The following is a 19271-nucleotide window of genomic DNA, read 5'->3' as shown; positions in this document are numbered from 1 at the left end:
GTGACCGCTCCCGCACACATCCCACACGGGCGGCCGCGCAGGAGAGCGCACCTCGCGGCGCACTTCCCCGGCGTCGACAACACGACCGTCTGGTCCGGCCCCCGCTCCGGCAGCCAGCTCGACTTCACCTCCTTCCGTCACCTCGCGCGTACGGCGGAGCGCCGCAGATTCGACCTCCCCTTCCTCGCGAAAGGGCTGCGGCAGCGGGAGCCCTGCGAACCGGCTCGGCGCCCGGCGACCCTCGATCACCTCAGCGAGGGCGGGGCGGCCTGGAACGTGGCGACCACCTCGGACGCCGAACCTCCGCCGCAGCGGCTACCTCGACAGGTCGGAGCCCTGCACGAGGACCGAGGAGTTCGTGCGGGTGGCCCGCGAGCCGCCTCGGCCTGCCCCCGTCCCGCGGACCGATCCTCCGAGAGGTGGACGACCACGTGAAATTCCTCGCCATCACCCTCATCGCGCACGGGCCCGACCCGTTGACCGGCCGGACCGCGTCCACCACCGAGCGGTTCCGGGAGGTCGTGGACACCGCCGTGCTCGCCGAGGAGCTGGGCTTCGACGGCTTCGGAGTGGGGGAGCGGCACGAGCGGCCCTTCATCTCCTCCTCCCCGCCGGTCGTGCTCAGCCACATCGCCGCTCGGACCTCCCGCATCCGGCTGTTCACCGCGGTCACCACACTCAGCCTGCTCGACCCCGTGCGGGCGTACGAGGACTACGCGACGCTCGACCACCTGTCGGGCGGCCGCCTCGAACTGATCATCGGTAAGGGGAACGGATCGGCCCAGGCGCGGCTCTTCCACGTCACGCCCGAGGACCAGTGGGACCGCAACCGGGAGGCGTACGAACTGTTCCGCAGGCTGTGGCGGGAGGACAAGGTCACCTGGGAGGGCCGCTTCCGGCCGTCCCTCACGGAGGCGGAGACCTGGCCACGCCCGTTGCAGCGGCCCATCCGCATCTGGCACGGCAGCGCCACCAGCAAGGACTCGGTCGATCTGGCCGCCCGCTACGGCGACCCGCTGTTCTCGGCCAACGTCACCAACCCCATCGAGCCGTACGCCGAACTGGTCGACCACTACCGCGAACGCTGGGCGCACTACGGGCACGACCCGGCCGGCACGCTGGTGGGCGCGGGCAGCGCCGGCTTCTACGCGGCGCGCACCTCCCAGGAGGCGATCGCGACCTACCGGCCGATCTACGAGGCCCGCGTCGCGCTGTTCCGCAGGGCGGGCGTGGAGCCGGTCTTCCACTCGCTGGAGGACGCCATCGAGCGCGGGTCGATCCTCGTCGGCAGCCCGCAGCAGATCGTCGACAAGGTCCTCCGTTATCACCAGCGGCTCGGACACGAGGTCATGCACATCGGCGCGGACGCCGACGGCCTGACCCGGGCGCAGCACCGGACGGCTCTGGAGCTGTTCCAGAGCGACATCGCGCCCGTGCTGCGCGAGGAGATCCCGAGCCGGCCGTTCCCCGCCCCGCCGGACACTCCGCGCGGCGCCGCCGTGCCTCCGCACGACACCGCCCGAGCCTCGCGGAGCGGCGTCACGCCCGCCCAGACAACCGCTGCGCAGAGCACCGCCACGCAGAGCACCGCCACGAGCAATGGAGTACCGGCATGAGCGTCCCGCGATCGGCAGCACAACCGGCACCACGGCCGGACCCCCAACCGGCCGGCCGCCCGGTTCCCCTGTCGATCCTCGACCTGTCCCCGATCCCGTCCGGCGGCGGCGCGGCGGACGCGCTGCGCAACAGCATCGACCTCGCCCGCAACGCCGAACGCCTGGGCTACCTCCGCTACTGGGTGGCCGAGCACCACTTCGCGGCCGGCGTCGCGAGTTCGGCCCCGGCGGTGCTCATCGGTTTCATCGCGGCCGCGACGAGCCACATCAGGGTGGGCTCCGGCGCGGTGCAGCTCGGCCACCAGACGCCGATCGCGGTGGTCGAGCAGTTCGGGCTGATCGACGCGCTTCATCCGGGCCGGCTCGACCTCGGGCTCGGCCGTTCCGGGCAGCGCAGGGCCGAGATCGTGGCGGAGGCCCATCAGACTCCCCAAGGCGCCCAGGCCCCACAAGGCGCCCTGGCCGCCACGGCCGCCGCGCCGCGTGAGTCCCGCGTGGTGGACGGGCTGCTGATCCCGCCCGCGTTCTCCTTCGCGGAGGTCGCCCGCTCTCCGCGGCTCGCCCTCCAGGCCGCGCTGCTGCAGCAGCCGGGCGCGCGGACCCCCGACTTCGCCGATCAGGTGGACGAGGTCATCGCCTTCATCGAGGGCACCTACCGGTCGCGGGACGGGATCGAGGCGCACGCCGTACCGGGCGAGGGCGCCGAGGTGGAGCTGTGGATCCTGGGCAGCAGCGGCGGGCAGAGCGCACGGGTGGCGGGGGAGCGCGGACTGCCGTTCGCCGCCAACTACCACGTCAGCCCGTCGTCGGTGCTGGAGGCCGTGGAGGCGTACCGGGAGGCGTTCATCCCCTCCAAGGCGCTGTCCGAGCCGTACGTCGTCGTCTCCGCGGACGTGGTCGTGGCCGAGGACGACGCGACGGCCCGGGAGCTGGCCAAGCCGTACGGCCTGTGGGTGCGCGGCATCCGCACGGGCCAGGGGGCGATCCCCTATCCGACACCGGAGGAGGCGGACGCCCACGTCTGGAGCGACGCCGACCGGGAGCTGGTGGCCGACCGCGTGGACACCCAGTTCGCGGGCTCTCCGGAGACGGTCGCGGAGCGGCTGCGCGTGCTCCAGCGGGTCACGGGCGCCGACGAACTGCTCGTCACCACGATCACGCACCGGCACGCCGACCGGGTCCGCTCCTACGAGCTGCTCGCGGAGGCGTGGCAGGCGGGACGCGGGCCGGGGGCGGGGTCGTGACCGTCTCCGACCTCCGCGCGCCGGAGCTGGAGCGGGAGGACCCGCCGCTGCGGGTGGTGACCGCGCGGCGGCGGCTGCGCCTGGTCGCCGTGCTCGTGGTGCTGGTGCTGCTCGCGATGGCCGGCAACGCGCTCGTCACCAATCCCGCCTGGGAGTGGGAGGTGGTGGGGGAGTACCTGTTCGCCCCGTCGGTGGTGCGCTCGGTCGCGCTGACGCTGGAGCTGACCGCGCTGGCGATCGTCTTCGGCTTCCTCCTCGGCACGCTGCTCGCGCTGGCGCGGCTGTCGCCCAACCGCCTGCTGTCGAACGTCGCCAGAGGCTACGTGTGGGTGTTCCGGTCGGTGCCGCTGATCCTTCAGCTGCTGTTCTGGTACAACCTCGCGCTGCTCTACCCCCGGCTGACGTTCGGCGTCCCGTTCGGCCCGTCGTTCTTCGGCATCGGGACGATGGACCTGATCGGCCCGCTGACGGCGGCCGTGCTCGGTCTCACCCTGCACGAGGCGGCGTACGCGGCGGAGATCGTGCGGGGCGGGTTGCTGTCGGTCGACCACGGCCAGCGCGAGGCGGCCGCCGCGCTGGGCATCCCGCCCGTACGGCGGCTGCTGCGGATCATCCTGCCGCAAGCCATGCGGAGCATCGTGCCGAACGCGGGGAACCAGGTCGTCGGGCTGGTGAAGGGTACCTCGGTCGTCTACATCATGGCGCTGCCCGAGCTGTTCTACCAGGTCCAGGTGATCTACAACCGCAACGGCAGGGTCATGGCCCTGCTCCTGGTCGCGGCGATCTGGTACCTGATCCTGACCACCGTGCTGTCGGTGGCGCAGCACTACGTGGAGCGGCACTACGGCAGGGGCCACCGGTGAGCGCGGCCGGGACGGACACCGCCATGGTGGAGCTGCGGGGTGTGCACAAGAGCTTCGGCTCTCTCCACGTGCTGCGCGGCGTGGACCTGAGCGTGGGCCGGGGCGAGGTCGCGGTGATCGTGGGTCCTTCCGGCTCGGGCAAGTCCACCCTGCTCCGCACGATCAACCACCTCGAGAAGGTGGAGCGCGGCTCGGTGCGGGTGGACGGCGCGTTGCTGGGCTACCGCAGGGTCGGCGACCGCCTGTACGAGCTGCCGGAACGCGAGATCCTGCGCCAGCGCACCGCGATCGGGTTCGTCTTCCAGGCGTTCAACCTCTTCCCCCACCTCACCGTGAGGCAGAACGTCACCGAGGCGCCGCTGTCGGCGCAGCGCAGGCCGCGTGCCGAGGTCGAGGCGCTGGCCGCGCACCTGCTCGACCGCGTGGGCCTGGCCGACAAGGCGGAGGCGTACCCCGCGACGCTTTCGGGCGGGCAGCGGCAGCGGGTCGCGATCGCGCGGGCGCTCGCGCTCGAACCCAAGCTGCTGCTGTTCGACGAGCCGACCTCCGCCCTCGACCCCGAGCTCGTGGGTGAGGTCCTGGAGGTCGTCAAGGACCTCGCCCGCAGCGGCACCACCATGATCGTCGTCACTCACGAGCTGGGCTTCGCCCGAGAGGTGGCCGACACCGTCGTCTTCATGGACGGCGGCCGGATCGTCGAGCACGGCCCGCCCGCCCAGGTGCTGGACGATCCCCGCCACGAACGGACCCGCGCCTTCATCGGCAAGGTCCGCTGACCTCCCTTCCGACCAATAGGAGACACACGTGCACGCCACAGCCCGGCGGGCCCGCGTCCTGCCCGCCCTCGTCCTCCTGCCCGCACTGGCCGGCCTGGTCGCGGCCTGCGGGACGGATCCGTCCGACGGCACCGCCGGTGATCGGCCGCCGGCCGCGGCGCCCGCCACCGGTGCCGGTCCGAACCTCGGCCCGGACCAGAACAGGATCCGCGCGGAGAAGGTGCCCGCGATCGCCGCCGAGGTGCCCGCGGCCGTCGCGGCCGACGGCGCGCTCACGGTCGGCTTCAGCGCCGACGGGGCGCCGCCGCTCGCGTTCCCCGCGACCGACGACACCACGCTGATCGGGGTCGAGACCGACATCGCCCAGCTCGTGGCCGACGTGCTGGGGCTGCGCCTCGACGCGCGAACGAGCTCCTGGGAGAACCTGTTCCTCGCGGCGAAGTCGGGCAAGTACGAGGCGGTCCTCAACAACGTCACGGTCACCGAGGAGCGCAAGGACGTCTACGACTTCGCCACCTACCGCGTCGACCAGCTCGCCTGGCAGGTGCCTGAGACGAGCCCGATCAAATCGATCACCAAACCCGCCGACATCGCGGGTCTGCGGGTGTCGGTCGGTGCCGGGACCAACCAGGAGAAGATCCTGCTCGACTGGGACCGGCAGAACAGGGCGGCCGGCCGGAAACCGGCCGAGATCCAGTACTACCAGAAGTACGGCGACGTGCTGCTGGCGCTCAAGTCGGGGCGCATCCAGGCGTACTTCGGGCCCAACCCCACGATCGCGTACAACATCGCGGTCAGCGGCGGATCGCGTGTCGCGGGCACCTACTCGGGTGCGGGGCCGGACCTGCAGGGCCTGATCGCGGCGATGACGAAGAAGGGGAACGGCCTGGTCAAGCCCATCAACGAGGCACTGAACACGGTGATCGCCAACGGCAGGTACCTGGAGGTGCTGAAGCGGTGGGGCCTCGCCAACGAGGCCGTCCCCAAGTCGCAGATCAACCCTCCGGGCCTGCCCAGGCAGGCCGCGTGAGCGCGAGCGCGGGGGAGCACGGCCGCACCGGCGGGGGCGTGCCCGGCGACGAGGCGCCGGCTCACGGGGCGCCGGACTACGCGGTTACGGACTACGGGGCGCCGGACTGTGCGGTTACGGACTACGCGGTGCGCCATGTCGGGGTCGGCGATCCCGAGGCGGAACCGCTGCTGCGCGGCCTCAGTGTGGAGTACACGGCCCGGTACGGCGCCAACGACGAGCTCGCCCGCTTCCCTGCGCACGAGTTCGCCCCGCCGCACGGGGCGTTCCTGGTCCTCGTCGCCGGCGGCGAGACCGTCGCGGGCGGCGCGTTCCGCAGGTACGACGCGGTCACGGCGGAGCTGAAGCGCATCTGGTCCCACCCCCGCCATCGGCGGCGAGGACTCGGCCGGGCCGTGGTGCGCGCCCTGGAGCGAGAGGCGGCCGCGCGCGGGTACCACCGGGTCTACCTCACGACCGGCCCCCGCCAGCCGGAGGCGGCGGCGCTCTACCTGGCCGCCGGATACACGCCGCTGTTCGATGTGGACGATCGTCCCGTCAACGGCCCCCTTCCCTTCGTCAAGGACCTCTCCGGCGCCGCGGTTCGTGGTGAGCCGGTGCCGGAGGCCGGAGCGTTCCACGCGGGCACAACAGGAGGACCACTTTGAAGGTCATCAGGGGCGTGCTGCCTCTCGTTCTCGTGGCGGCCCTGGCCGGGTGCGGCTCCCAGACGCCGGCCGCGCCGGCCGGCGGCACCTCGCTCACCTGGGCCGTCGAGACCGAGCCCATCACGTTCAACCCCCATCAGTGGGCGCAGAACAAGGCCAGGCTGCTGGTGTTCGACCAGTTCGACGCGCTCCTCGCGCGCGGCGAGGACGGGTCGTTCGTCCCGTGGCTCGCCCGGTCGTGGCGGGTCTCCGACGACGGGCGCACCTACACCTTCGAGCTGCGCGACGACGTCACCTTCCAGGACGGCACGAAGTTCGACGCGGCGGCGGTGAAGGCGAACCTGGACAAGCTACGCGAGCCCGGCTACAACCCGACGGTCGCCGCCATCCAGTTGCACGCCTTCGACAGGGCGGAGGTACTCTCGCCCACCACGCTCGAAATCCGGCTCAAGGAGCCGGACGGGCTGTTCCTCGACTTCCTCGCCTCGCCGTACGCCGGGCAGGTGTCCCCGAAGTCCCTCGGGGAGGCCAAGGACCTCAAGGCCGGCGGCCCGGACGTGGTCGGGACCGGCCCGTTCATCCTCGACCGGTACGTGAGGGGCCAGGAGGTCCACTACCGGCGCAACCCCCACTACAACTGGGCGCCGCAGGGCAGAACGCACCAGGGGCCGGCGTACCTGTCGGAGATCACCTATCGTTTCCTGCCGCAGGCGGCCGTCCGGGCCGGCGCGCTCACCTCCGGGCAGGTCCAGGTGGTCGAGGGCGTGGCGGCCACGGACATCCAGGCGATCAAGCAGGACCCGGCCCTGTCCTTCCGGTCGGCGCTCAACTCCGGCACGGCGTTCTCCTACTACTTCAACACCTCCCACCCGCCCTTCGACGACAGGCGGGTGCGGCAGGCGTTCCGGGAGGCCGTCGACCTCGACGCCGTGCTGGCCTCCGTCTATCAGGGCACCGCCACGCGGGCGTGGAGCGTCGTCGGCAAGACCAGCCCCTTCTACGACCCGACCCTGGAAAGGACGTACGGCGGGGACGCCGCGAAGGCGAACGCGCTGCTCGACGCGGCGGGCTGGACCGGGCGCGACGCCGAGGGCTACCGGACGAAGGACGGCAAACGGCTGACGGTCCGCTCGGTGGCGTCGGCGCCGTTCGTCCGCGACCGCAGGGACATCCTGGCCCAGGCCATCCAGGCGCAGGTCAAGCAGACGGCGGGGATCGACTTCCAGGTGAAGATCGTGGACCAGGGCTCGGCGCAGAAGGCGCTCGACGACGACGCGTACGAGATCTTCGAGAACTCGCGCGGCGACTCCGACGTCGGGGCCGCGCTCAACCTCATCCTGCCGAAGGGCGGCGCGATCAACCGCACCCACTACGACGACGCCCGGCTCGACGGATGGCTCGCCAGGGCGTCGGCGAGCTCCGACGCCGCCGAGCGTAAGGCGCTGTATGCCAAGGTCCAGCGGAAGGTGGTGGCCGACGAGGCTGTCGTCTTCCCCGTCTACGTCCCCTCTGACCAGATCGCCGCGAGCAGGAACGTGCAGGGCCTGGGCTTCGATCCGGTGTCCGGGACGCCGCGCGACGCCTACGACGTGCGGATCGCGGCATGACAGCGGCAGTGCCGGCCCGGCAGCCCACCGATCCGCCGCCCACGACATCGCCTCCCGGAGCCCGGGCGTCCGTGACACAGGCATCCGTGACACAGGCATCCGTGACACCGGCGCCCGTGACACCGCCGTCCGCGACATCGCTCTCCGGGACCCGGCCGCCCTCGCGGCGGCGTGCGACCCTGCGCGCGCCCGCCTGGCTGAACGCGCCGGTGCGGAGGCTCGTCTCGGCCGTGGCCGTGCTGTGGGCGGCCGCCACGACCGCGTACGGCGCCCTGCTGCTGGCGCCGGGCGACACCGTCGACATCCTCGTGGGCGACGGCGCGGACACGCCGCAGATCCGCGCGCAGATCACCGCGGAGTGGGGGCTGGACCGCCCCGAGGCCGTGCGCTACCTGAGCTACATCGGCCGTCTGCTGCACGGCGACCTCGGCCGTTCCTACCAGTTGCAGCGTGACGTCGGCGAGGTGCTGGCCGGGCAGGTGGGGCCGACGGTACGGCTGACCCTGGCGGCCGCCGCCGTCGGCGTGGTGCTGGCGCTGGTCCTGGCGGTGGCGACGGCGGGCAGGTCTGCCTGGCCGCGCCGGATCGTCTCCGCCGCCGAGCTGGTGGCGGTGTCGGTGCCGCAGTTCGTGATCGGCATCGTGCTGCTGTTCGTGTTCTCGTTCTCGCTCGGCTGGTTCCCCGTCTCCGGCGCGGCCGACCCGCAGGCGCTGGTCCTTCCCGCGCTGGCGCTCGGCCTGCCTGTCGCCGGCGTGCTCGGGCAGGTGCTGAGGGAGGGCCTGGAACGCGCGCTCGAGCAGCCGTTCGCGGTGACGGCGCGCTCGCGCGGCCTCAGCGAGCGGGCCGTGGTGGCCCGGCACGCACTGCGGCACGCGCTCCTTCCCGCCGTCACCCTCACCGGCTGGTTCACCGGCGTCCTGCTCGGCGGGGCCGTCATCACCGAGGCACTCTTCGGCCGTCCGGGGCTCGGCCGGGTGACCATGCAGGCCGTCAGCGGCAAGGACATGCCGGTCGTGATGGCCGTCGTCATCCTGTCCGCGGCGGTGTACGTCACGATCAGCGCCCTGCTCGACCTGGCCTACCGGCTCATCGACCCCCGGCTCAGGAGCATCTGATGGCCGTCGCCGCCCCCGCCCTCAGGCCGGGCGCCCGCCCGCGTCCCGGCCTCGTCCTCGCCCTGCTCGTGCTGGCCGTCCTGGTCGTCGCCGTCGCGGCGCCCGGCCTGGTCACCGGGGCCGATCCGCTGGCGGCCGACCCGCTGCGGGCGCTGGCCCCGCCCGGCGCGGGCCATCCACTCGGCACCGATCACCTCGGCCGCGACGTGTTCGCCCGCGTCGTGTACGGCGCCAGGCACTCGCTCGGCATCGGGGTCCTCGCCACCGCGCTCGCGGTGGGCGCGGGCTCGCTGCTCGGCCTGGCCGCCGGGCTGGCGGCCCGCCTGGCGGGCGAGGCGCTGGCCCGCCTGTTCGACGTGCTGTCGACCTTCCCCGAGCTGCTGCTCGCGCTCCTGGTGATCGCGATCACCGGCCCCGGCACGTGGAACGTCGTCGCCGCGATCGGGATCGCCCAGATCCCCACGTACGCGCGGGTGGTCCGGGCGCAGACGTTCGTCGTGCGCCGCTCCGGCTACGTCGAGCAGGCGGTGACCTTCGGCCACTCGCGGGCCCGCGTCGTCGCGCGGCACGTGCTGCCGGGCGTCGTCGGGCCGGTCCCCGTGCTGGCCACGATGGGGCTCGGCCAGGCCGTCATCGCCACGTCCGGCCTCAGCTTCCTCGGCATGGGCCCCCAGCCGCCCGCCCCCGAGTGGGGCGCGATGCTGGCCGAGTCGCGCGACTACCTGCGCGTGGCGTCGTGGGTGGCCTTCGCGCCCGGGGTGGCCCTCACCCTGTCGGTCGTGTGCCTCACGGTCGCCGGGCGGCACCTCCAGCGGCGTTTCGAGGGAAGGACACCATGACAGAGCTCGCGATCACCCGCACCGACTCCGCGCCCGCCCCCGGCCCTGCCGCCACTGCGCCGCTCGTCGCGGTGGAGGACCTGCGGGTCTCTTTTCCCACCGCCGGTGTCGAGGCCGTACGCGGGCTGTCGCTGTCGATCGCGCCGGGGGAGTGCGTCGCCCTGGTCGGCGAATCGGGGTCGGGCAAGAGCGTCACGGCCCGCGCCCTCATCGGCCTGGCGGGCCCGGGCGCGCACGTGCGGGCGTCGGCCTTCCGCGTCGGCGGCGGCGACGCCCTGACCTTCGGCCCACGCGAGTGGCGCCGTCTGCGCGGGCGGTTCGCCGGGCTGGTCCTGCAGGACGCCCTGGTCTCGCTCGACCCGTTGCGGACCGTGGGGGCCGAGATCGCCGAGGTGCTGGCCGAGCATGACGTGGTGCCCCGCCCGCAGCGCCCGCAGCGCGTCCGGGTGCTGCTGGAGGCGGTGGGCGTGCCCGACCCCGAGGTTCGCATGCGGCAGCACCCGCACCAGCTTTCCGGCGGATTGCGGCAGCGGGCCCTGATCGCCTCCGCCATCGCCGCCGAGCCCGAGCTGATCATCGCGGACGAGCCCACCACCGCCCTCGACGTGACCGTGCAGGCTCAGATCCTGCGGCTGCTCGCGGACCGGAAGGCGGCGGGGACCGCGCTGCTGATGATCAGCCACGACCTCGCCGTGGTGGCCGCGGTCGCCGACCGCGTCCTGGTCATGAAGGACGGCCTGGTGGTCGAGGAGGGTCCGGCGCGGGAGGTGCTGACGGCTCCGCGACACGAATACACCCGGACCCTGCTGGCCGCCGTGCCCTCCGCGTCCCCCCGGCCCTCCGCGTCTCCCGTGCCTTCCATATCTCCCCGGTCTTCCGGGTCTCCCGTACCCTCCGCGTCTTCCTCGCCGGCCGCCTCCGCAGTGCCGCGCCGGCCGCGACGCTCCACCGGGGCCGGCCCGCGCGGCCCGGTGCTCACCGCCACCGGGCTGTCGGTCGCGTACGGCCCGCGCAGGGCCGTGGACGACGTCTCCTTCCATCTCCAGGCGGGGGAGACGCTCGGCGTCGTCGGCGAGTCGGGGTCGGGCAAGACGACCCTCGCCCGGCTGGTCCTCGGACTGCTCGCGCCGGACGCGGGTGAGGTGACCCTGCGGGGCGGCCCGTGGAGCGGCCTGCCTGAGCGGGAGCGGCGCCCCCTCCGCCCGGCGGTCCAGGTGATCGCGCAGAACCCGCTGGACTCCTTCGACCCGCGTCACACGGTCGGCCGCCTGGTCGCCGACCCGCTCTCCGCGCTGCCGAGGGGGCGGCGCGGAGAGCGGGCGGCCGAGCTGCTGGGCAGGGTCGGCCTGCCGCCCGAACTGCTCGGCCGGCGTCCGCGGGAGCTGTCCGGCGGCCAGCGGCAGCGCGTGGCCATCGCCCGGGCGCTCGCGTTACGGCCCGAGGTGCTGATCTGCGACGAGCCGGTCTCCGCCCTCGACGTGTCGATCCAGGCCCAGGTGCTCGACCTGCTGGCCGGGATCCAGGCCGAGGACGGGACGGCGTTGCTGTTCATCTCCCACGACCTGGGAGTGGTCCGCCATCTGAGCCACCGGGTCCTGGTCATGAAGGACGGCCGCGTGGTGGAGGAGGGGGACGCCGGTGAGGTCTTCCACCAGCCCCGGCACCCGTACACCCGGGAGTTGCTCGCGGCGGTGCCCCGGCTTCCCGAAGTGGACGAAAGGCGGCGGTTGACAACCTGAGGCATCCTCAGGTTGACTTCGGTGAACCTGAGGAAACCTCCGGATATCCCCCTTTGTGAAGGAGAGGACGTTGGCCGAGGCGATCGCCGTCTCCGTGCACGACACCGCGCCCGTCTGGCGTGGCGACACCGCGGGCGACGCGCTGCGCCGTTCCGTCCACCTGGCCCAGGCCGTCGAGGCTCTGGGATACCGGCGCTACTGGGTGGCCGAGCACCACAACACGCCCGCGCTGGCGACGTCGAGCCCGGCCGTGCTCGCCGGGTCCATCCTCGCGGCGACCTCCGCCATCCGCGTCGGCTCCGGTGCGGTGCTGCTGCCCAACCACTCGCCGTACGCGGTGGCCGAGCAGTTCGGCGTGCTGGCCGGGCTCCACCCGGGCCGGGTCGACCTCGGGCTCGGCCGTGCCTCCGGCGGGTCGGGGGAGGCCGCGGCCCGTCTCGGCGACCCACGCCGGCTCGACTTCGGCGACGCGCTGCGCGAGCTGGGCGAGTACTTCTCCGGCGGCAGCGGCGGCGTGCGCGCGATTCCCGAGCCGGGCGTCCCGCCCGAGATCTGGCTGGTCGGGTCCAGCGCCTCCAGCGCAGCCGCCGCCGGCCGCCTCGGCCTGCCGTACGTGTACGCGCACGCGATCGTGGGCGGCGGGGCGCCGGAGGCGCTGGAGGCGTACCGGCGGGCGTTCCGGCCGTCGGCGGCCCTGGCCGGGCCGCACGCCTGCGTCGCGGTGATCGCGGTCGCGAACGACAGCGACGAGCGCGCGCACCGGCTCGCCGCCTCGTTCGTGTACGGCCAGATCCTCATGCGCACGACCGACCCGGCCACCGTGCTGCCGACGGAGGAGGAGACGGCCGCCCACCGGTTCACCGCGGCCGAGGAGCGGTTCCTGCACGAGAAGATCGGCCCGCAGTTCGTCGGCGATCCCGAGCGCATCGCCCCCCGCCTCGGCGCATTTCTGCGCCGCACCCGCGCCGACGAACTGTTCGTGCTCACGCAGGTGCCCGACCATCTGGCCAGGATCCGTTCCTACGAACTGATCGCCAAGATCGTCTCGTCTCTGTAGTCGTGCGGTGCCGCTGGAGGACGGGCGGCGGCGGGCGGCGCGGCGAGGGTCAGTCGTCGCGGGTGGTGATGCCCTCCAGGACCAGTTGCAGGAAGCGCGTGCTGCCGTCTCTGCCGGAGGCGGCCTGCTCACGCACCCAGGCCGCGCCGCTGAGGAGGTCGAACAGCTCCTCCGGCGTGAGGTCGGGCCGCACCCTGCCGGCCGCCTGGGCGGCGCGCAGCAGGTCGGCGCCGCTGCGGTGCATCGCGCTGCACATGGCGTGGGAGGGGGTGCCCTCGTCGTACATGCTCTGGGCGAGGATGCCGACCAGGCCGCGGAAGGTGCTGAAGTGCACGACGGCCTCGCGCATCCACGCGGTCAGGGCGTCGAGAGGGTCGGGTCCGGCGGTCAGTCGTTCGGCGTGGGCGACGAGGTTCTCCAGGCCGTCGCGGGTGGCGGCCTCCACGAGTGCGGCGCGGGTGGGGAAGTGCCGGTAGAGCGTGCCGATGGCGACGCCCGCCTGGCTCGCGATGTCCTCCAGCGAGGCGTCGGCGCCGGAGGCCTCGAACGCCTTGCGCGCGGCGGCGAGGATGGCGTCGTAGTTGCGCCGGCCGTCCGCGCGCTTCGGGCGCTGGGCGATGTAGGGCTTGGCGTCCACCGGTACCTCCGCTTGACATCCTGAGGGTGCCTCAGCTTAAATTGCGGCCAATCAACCTGAGACGACCTCAGTATAAGTGCGCGCTCTAACCTGAGGCGGCCTCGCCCTAGAGGGGGTTTCATGACCACCGAAAGCGCCTCCGGCGACGTTTCGGCCGGGGTGCCCCGGGACGTCCCCGGCCGTACGCGGGCCCTCATGCTCGCCGCGATCGTCGGCGCCGAGTTCATGCTCCAGCTCGACGGCACGATCGTGAACGTCGCGCTCCCGGCCCTGCAGTCCGACCTGCACCTGACGGTGGCAGGGGGATCGTGGGTGCCGAACGGGTTCTTCCTCGCCTTCGGCGGACTGTTGTTGTTCGCCGGCCGTCTCGGCGACGTGCTGGGACACCGCAAGGTCTTCCTCGCCGGAGTCGGCCTGATCGTGGCGGCCTCCCTGGTCGCCGGCCTCGCGCCGAACCTGGAGGTGCTGCTCGCCGGGCGGGTCCTGCAGGGCGCGGGCGCCGCGATCGCCGGCCCCACCGGCCTGGCACTGCTGGCGATCGTCTTCCAGGGCGAGCGGCGGCAGCGGGCCTTCGGGCTCTACTCCACGGTGACCGGGCTCGGCGCCTCCGCGGGAATGGTGCTCGGCGGCCTGCTCACCTGGGCGGGAGGCTGGCGCTGGAGCCTGCTGGTCAACGTGCCTATCGGGCTGGTCATCATGGTGCTCGCCGCCCGTGTCCCCGGTAAGTCCAGTGCTCCTGGTATGCCTCGTGTTCTGGGTATGCGCAGCGCGCTGCTGAGCACCGCCGCTCTCGGCGCCGCTGTGTACGGCCTGGTCCACGCCGCGGAGCGGGGCTGGGGCGACCGCTGGACGCTGACGGCGCTCGGCGCCGCGGTCGTGCTGGCCGCCGTGCTGCTGCTGGTGGACCGGCGGGCCGCGGAGCCGCTGCTGCCCCCGGCGGTCTTCGCGGGCCGCGAGAGGGCCGGCGCCTTCCTGAGCCTGCTGCTGCTCGCCGCCGTCCTCACCGGCTTCCTGATCTACCTGGTCCAGTATCTCCAGGGCGTACTCGGCTTCAACGCGCTGCAGAGCGGCCTGGCCATCCTGCCGTTCGGCCTGGCGCTGCTCGTCAGCACCCAGCTGCTCACCAAACACATCGCGAAGGCCGGACTCGAGACCCGCGCGGTGCTCGGCCTGGTGGTCGTGCTGGCCGGGGTGGCGTGGCTGACCCGGCTCGACGGCGGCAGCGTCTACGCGGTGGACGTGCTTGCGGCCCTCGTGGTGATGGGGCTGGGCGTCGGCGTGGCGATCATTCCACTCAACATGATCGTGCTGACCACCGTTCCGGCGGAGTACGCCGGAGTCACCGCGGGAGTGCTGCAGACCGCGCTCACCATCGGGGGCTCGCTCGGCCTTGCCACGATGCTGATTCCGCTCGGCACGGGGAGTCTCGCCGAGGCCATCTCCTCGGTGTTCGCCTGGGCGTGCGGCGCGCTGGTGATCGCCCTGGTCGTGGCCCTGGTCTTCTGGTACCGCCCCCGAAGGCGAGGAGCCACCCCCGTCGCGGGGAGCTGACGGGGTCGTCCGGGCAGGCCGGCGCGCCCGGCCTGCCCGGAACAACATCGGGTGGTGTCCTGCCTTCGGGTCAGGTCTGGTTGAACAGCGAGAGGGTCAGGGTGGAGTGGTACTCGCCGGCGGCGACGTCGACCGGGGTGCGCAGGGCGAGGTCGGCGTTGACCTTCGAGGTGCCGATCTCGTCGGAGGAGTTGGCGGTCGACACCAGCAGCTCCTGACCCTGCAGACCCACCTGGGGGGCTCCAGTGCCGTCGGAGATGACACTGGAGACCGGCTCACCGGCCGACACCGCCCCGGTGGAGGAGTCGCTCAGCAGACGCGGCTTCCATCCCAGGTACTGCGGGCCGATGGTCTTGGCCGGGTCGTCGGAGGCGACGAACTGGCTCGACTGGCCCACGACCGCCCAGAACTCACCGGCGGGGATGTCCTCGGGGTTGCGGGTGTCGGACACCGTGACCGTCGGCAGGGTGCCGGTGAACTGACGGGCGGCCGCGTCGGAGCCGTTCTCCGTCAGGGACACCCCGTTGTTGTCGGCCACCGTCATCGACAGCTGACCGGGCGTGGTCGTGGGCTCGATCTTCACCGACACGTCGATGCCGCTGCCGGGGTTGTCGTCGGCCAGCGCGGGACCGGCCACGCCGGCACCGGCGAGCGCGAGGCCGAGCACGGCCGCGGCGAGCAGCTGCGTGGTCCTGTTGATTCTCATGTTCGCTCCATTTATGGGGGGCGGGGCCGGCCGGCTGTTCGGCCGGCCGGCCCTGGCGTGCGATGGCGGTGTCCCCGGCGCGTGAGCGATGGTCACCGCCGACGCGGTCAGCGATCGGCCGGGGACGCCCCTGGTGTCGTCAGCAGCTGGCCGCGGTGTAGGCGGCGTCGTAGGTCGAGGTGACCTGCTTGCCGCCGATCGTCGCGGTCGCCGTCACGGTGACCTTGCCGGCGTCGATCCGGGGGGCCCGGGTGTTGAAGGACTGGTAGGCCTGCTTGCCCGGAGCCACGTCGGCCACCGTCTTGGTGCCGTACGGCGTGGTCAAAGTGATCGTGGCCGGCACGTCGGAGTCGTTGACGGCCGTGACCGCGAGATACGCCGAGGTGCCGATGCAGCGGGTGGTGGCGGTGACGGTCAGCTTGACCGCGGGGGGCGGCGTGACGGCGTCGAGCGCGACCGCGAAGATGTGCATCGTCGCGACTCCGTTCGCCGCCCGTGCGCTGATGTTGGGCAGGTCGACGCGGGAGATCTCCTTGTTCTGCAGAGCCACGCCCGCGTAGTAGATGGTGGCGGCCGTGTTCTGCCGCTGGTTGTTCGGCCGGTTCTGGTAGGCGGCCACGACGGCGGCGTCGCCCTCCGGCCTCGGCGCGCCGTACCAGTCGGGCGAGCTGAGGGTGAAGGTCTGCCTCGTGCCGTCCTTGTAGACGATGGTGGCCGGGCCGGACACCGCGCCGTAGGTCCCGGTCAGTAGGAAGCCGAGCGTCTTGCCGGTGCCGGTCACCTTGAGGGACTGCCCCGAGGCGATGGCGTTGTCGGGGGTGCCCACCGCGACGTTGGGCCACTTGAAGTTCAGCCCGTTCTTGGTGACGGTGGCCCCGGGGGTGACACCGACCGCCGCCAGCGCCTGGGCGGAGATGCTGGCGCCGTTGCCGTCGATGCTTCCGGGGGCGGTGTTGGTGTCGTCGGTGACACCGACGTTGCTGAAGAGCTCCTCCAGCGTCTTCTCCCCGCCGCCCCACACCTGCACCGTGGCCTTGGTGGACGTGGTCCAGGCCTCGCCCGCCTCGGTGCCGCTGACGACGGCGGTGAGGACCGCGGCGCCGGACGCCGCGCCGGTCGCGGGAGTGAGGGTGAACTCCACCGTGGCCTTCGCGTCCGGCGCCAGGGGGCCCACGTTGGCCTGCGCGGGGGCGACGGTCCACCCCTCCGGTGCCTGGAGGGCCACCGTCGCCGACGCCAGCGACGCCTCGACCGCCCGGACCGTGACCTGAACCTTGGCCCCCTGCCCCGGTGTGACCTCGACGGGCGCGGTCACCGAGACCTTCTGCAGCACGTACGCCCGGTAGGTGTGACCGGCCTGCGCCGTGATCGTGACGGCGTCGGGCTCGGTCTTGTCCACCTTGACCGTGCCGCCGGCGACGTCGACGAGCTTGTGGCGGCCGGTGAAGATGCCGCCGCGCACCTTGACGGCACCGTCGCGGTCGGGGGTGATGAGGTACTCGTCGGCCTGCCCGTCGCTCCAGGCCGCGCCGACGGTGTGGCCGCCGCGGCCCCGCAGGCCCCGCACCTTGCCGTTGCGCCAGGCCTGCGGGAGCGCCGGCAGCACGTGCAGTTCGCCGGTGTGGCTCTGCAGCAGCATCTCGGCGATGCCGGAGGTGGCGCCGAAGTTGCCGTCGATCTGGAACGGCGGGTGCAGGTCGAACATGTTCGGGGCGAGCCTGGCCGGCGTCACGAGGAGACGGACCAGGTCGTGCGCCCGCTTGCCCTCCTCCATCCGAGCCCAGTAGTTGATCTTCCAGGCGAGGGACCATCCGGTGCCGTCGTCGCCGCGCAGCTCCAGCGTGCGCCGGGCGGCCTCGTAGAGCTCCGGGGTGCCGCGCTTGGTGATCTGGTGGCTGGGGTGCAGGCCGTAGAGGTGCGAGATGTGCCGGTGGTTCCGCTCGGTCTCCACCCAGTCGTACAGCCACTCCTGGATGTTGCCGCGCGAGCCGATCTTCATCGGGGGGAGCCGGTCCCTGGCGGCCAGGACCTGCGCCCGGAAGCTCGCGTCCACGCCGAGAACCTCGCTGGCCTCGGCGCAGCCGGTGAACAGGTCGCGCAGGATCTGGTTGTCCATGGTCGGACCGGCGGCCACGCTGACGTTCGCGTGGTGAGGGAGCTCCGGGGAGTTGGACGGGTTCGTGACCAGGTATCCGAGCTTCGGCTCCTCCACGAGCGTGTCGAGGAAGAACTGCGCCGAGCCCTTCATCGCCGGGTAGTTCTTCCTCAGGAACTCGACGTCGCCGGTGAACAGGTAGTGGTCCCAGATCATCGTGGCCAGCCACGCGCCGCCGGTCTGCCACATCCCCCAGAGCGCACCGTCGACGACCGAGGTCGCCCGCCACGCGTCGGTGTTGTGGTGGGTGACCCAGCCGCCGGCGCCGTACTGCACCTGGGCCGTGCGGGCGCCGGTCACCGTGAGGTCCTGGATCATGCTGAACACCGGCTCGTAGCACTCCGACAGGTTCGTGGTGTCGGCGGGCCAGTAGTTCATCGGCAGGTTGGCGTTGATGGTGTACTTCGAGTCCCACTGGGGGCTCATCGAGTCGTTCCAGATGCCCTGCAGGTTGGCCGGCTGGGTCCCGGGCCGCGAGCAGCTGATCAGCAGGTAGCGGCCGAACTGGAAGAGCAGCGCGGAGAACTGCGGGTCGTCGACGGCCCCGTGCTGGGTGATCCGGACGTCGGTCGGCTGGTCGGCCGCGTCGGTGCGGTCCAGTTCGAGCGTCGTCCGCTTGAACAGGGCCTGGTAGTCGGCCACGTGCCGGCTGCGCAGCGCGTCGTAGGCCTTGCTCTGGGCGGCGTCGAGGTGCCGCCGCGCGATGCCCTGGTAGTCGCCGCTGACGTCCTTGTAGTTCACGTAGCTGGAGCCGATGGAGATCAGCAGCGTCACGCTGTCGGCGGCGGACACTTGGAGCGTTCCGCCCGAACTGGTGACGGCGCCGCCCTCGGCGACGGCCTTGGCCAGCGCCAGGAACTTGACCTGGCCGGTGATGCCCTCGAAGTTGCCCGAGACGCCGTCGAGCGCCACCGTGGTGCTGTCCGGGCTGGTGAGCGTCGTGCGCTGGGGGCTGTCGAACGTCGCGCTGAACGTGATCGAGCCGGGCTTGTCGGCGGTCAGACGGATGGCGATGACCTGGTCGGGGGCGCTGGCGAACACCTCGCGCTTGTACCGCACGCCGTTCAGCAGGTAGGTGACGGAGGTGGTGGCGGTGGTGAGGTCGAGCTGGCGGTTGTACTCCGTGAACCCGCTGGTGCCGGGGAACGTCAGCCTGATGTTGCCGACGGTCTGGTAGGCGAGCTGGCCCGCGGGCTTGCCCAGCATGTTCTGGTCGATGAGGGTCTGGGCCTGGCTCCACTGGTCCTCGAAGACCAGGCGCCGGATCTCCGCCAGTGCCGACGCGCCCTTGGGGTTGCTCTGGTCGTATGGCCCGCCGCCCCAGACGGTGTCCTCGTTGAGCTGCAGCCGCTCGGCGTCGACGTTGCCGAACACCATGGCGCCGAGGCGCCCGTTGCCGATCGGGAGGGCGCGGAGCCAGTCCGTGCCGGCGCCCTTGTCGTACCAGAGCGCCATGTCGTTGGCTGCGCGTACCTCCGGGGGCGCCACCGATCCGGCGCGGGCGACCGCCGTCCACTGCATCGGCAACAGCAGGGCTCCGGCTCCGACCGTACCGATCTTCATCAATTGCCTGCGCGACAGGTCTGGCATCTCGCTTCTCCAAGCGCATCGCGGCCTTGCGGACAACCGGCACCCGCGCATGGACGACGAGCTCGCGAACGACGAGACGAGGGGGGTGCGAAGGGGCCG

Annotated in this window: 16 protein-coding genes; 13 read left to right on the top strand and 3 right to left on the bottom strand. The window is 72.5% G+C overall.

The features are described from left to right. From AB0O28_RS21705 to AB0O28_RS21650, 12 genes are all read left to right on the top strand, one after another. Positions 1-435: a hypothetical protein gene (locus tag AB0O28_RS21705; RefSeq protein ID WP_363642803.1), complete on the top strand. Its 435-nt coding sequence runs from the start codon at positions 1-3 to the stop codon at positions 433-435. After that, positions 432-1616 carry an LLM class flavin-dependent oxidoreductase gene (locus AB0O28_RS21700; protein WP_363642997.1) on the top strand — a complete coding sequence of 395 codons (1185 nt, stop codon included), beginning with the start codon at positions 432-434 and terminating at the stop codon, positions 1614-1616. Before AB0O28_RS21705 ends, AB0O28_RS21700 begins: the two co-directional genes overlap by 4 nt. Then, positions 1613-2860: an MsnO8 family LLM class oxidoreductase gene (locus tag AB0O28_RS21695; protein ID WP_363642801.1), complete on the top strand. Its 1248-nt coding sequence runs from the start codon at positions 1613-1615 to the stop codon at positions 2858-2860. Before AB0O28_RS21700 ends, AB0O28_RS21695 begins: the two co-directional genes overlap by 4 nt. After that, a complete protein-coding gene (locus AB0O28_RS21690; RefSeq protein WP_363642799.1) occupies positions 2857-3723 on the top strand; it encodes an amino acid ABC transporter permease in 867 nt (288 codons plus the stop codon). Before AB0O28_RS21695 ends, AB0O28_RS21690 begins: the two co-directional genes overlap by 4 nt. 23 nt (positions 3724-3746) lie before the next feature. Further along, positions 3747-4499, top strand: coding sequence for an amino acid ABC transporter ATP-binding protein (locus tag AB0O28_RS21685; protein ID WP_363642995.1), 753 nt, complete (start codon positions 3747-3749; stop codon positions 4497-4499). 28 nt (positions 4500-4527) lie between these two features. Next, positions 4528-5529 (top strand): ABC transporter substrate-binding protein, encoded by a 1002-nt coding sequence (locus AB0O28_RS21680; RefSeq protein ID WP_363642797.1) that lies wholly within the window; start codon positions 4528-4530, stop codon positions 5527-5529. Continuing rightward, complete coding sequence (locus AB0O28_RS21675) at positions 5526-6176, top strand: GNAT family N-acetyltransferase (RefSeq protein ID WP_363642795.1); 651 nt, start codon at positions 5526-5528, stop codon at positions 6174-6176. The genes AB0O28_RS21680 and AB0O28_RS21675 overlap by 4 nt, the downstream gene beginning before the upstream one ends. Beyond that, entirely contained in the window at positions 6173-7783 is a 1611-nt protein-coding gene (locus AB0O28_RS21670; RefSeq protein ID WP_363642793.1) for an ABC transporter substrate-binding protein, read from the top strand. Before AB0O28_RS21675 ends, AB0O28_RS21670 begins: the two co-directional genes overlap by 4 nt. Before the next feature lie 116 nt (positions 7784-7899). After that, positions 7900-8898: an ABC transporter permease gene (locus AB0O28_RS21665; RefSeq protein WP_363642791.1), complete on the top strand. Its 999-nt coding sequence runs from the start codon at positions 7900-7902 to the stop codon at positions 8896-8898. After that, the gene (locus tag AB0O28_RS21660) at positions 8898-9737 is read left to right on the top strand and encodes an ABC transporter permease (protein ID WP_363642789.1); all 840 of its coding nucleotides are present in this window, start codon (positions 8898-8900) and stop codon (positions 9735-9737) included. The genes AB0O28_RS21665 and AB0O28_RS21660 overlap by 1 nt, the downstream gene beginning before the upstream one ends. Beyond that, positions 9734-11476: an ABC transporter ATP-binding protein gene (locus AB0O28_RS21655; protein WP_363642787.1), complete on the top strand. Its 1743-nt coding sequence runs from the start codon at positions 9734-9736 to the stop codon at positions 11474-11476. The genes AB0O28_RS21660 and AB0O28_RS21655 overlap by 4 nt, the downstream gene beginning before the upstream one ends. Before the next feature lie 70 nt (positions 11477-11546). After that, entirely contained in the window at positions 11547-12533 is a 987-nt protein-coding gene (locus tag AB0O28_RS21650; protein ID WP_363642785.1) for an LLM class flavin-dependent oxidoreductase, read from the top strand. Positions 12534-12582: 49 nt separating this feature from the next. On the opposite strand, the gene AB0O28_RS21645 is transcribed toward AB0O28_RS21650, so the two are convergent. Beyond that, a complete protein-coding gene (locus AB0O28_RS21645; RefSeq protein ID WP_363642783.1) occupies positions 12583-13170 on the bottom strand; it encodes a helix-turn-helix domain-containing protein in 588 nt (195 codons plus the stop codon). A gap of 120 nt (positions 13171-13290) precedes the next feature. On the opposite strand from AB0O28_RS21645, the gene AB0O28_RS21640 reads away from it, so the two are divergent. Further along, positions 13291-14721: an MFS transporter gene (locus AB0O28_RS21640; RefSeq protein WP_363642781.1), complete on the top strand. Its 1431-nt coding sequence runs from the start codon at positions 13291-13293 to the stop codon at positions 14719-14721. Positions 14722-14791: 70 nt separating this feature from the next. Here AB0O28_RS21640 and AB0O28_RS21635 read toward each other — a convergent pair whose 3' ends face one another. Beyond that, positions 14792-15427, bottom strand: a complete 636-nt coding sequence (locus tag AB0O28_RS21635) for a hypothetical protein (RefSeq protein WP_363642779.1) — start codon at positions 15425-15427, stop codon at positions 14792-14794. Between the two features lie 139 nt (positions 15428-15566). Then, positions 15567-19172 (bottom strand): glycoside hydrolase N-terminal domain-containing protein, encoded by a 3606-nt coding sequence (locus AB0O28_RS21630; protein WP_363642777.1) that lies wholly within the window; start codon positions 19170-19172, stop codon positions 15567-15569. Between the last annotated feature and the right edge of the window lie 99 nt (positions 19173-19271).

The sequence above is a fragment of the Microbispora sp. NPDC088329 genome, from assembly GCF_040685655.1.
Taxonomy (GTDB): Bacteria; Actinomycetota; Actinomycetes; order Streptosporangiales; family Streptosporangiaceae; genus Microbispora.
Note: the sequence above shows the minus strand (reverse complement) of the source record. Positions and strands in the feature narration are given on the sequence as shown.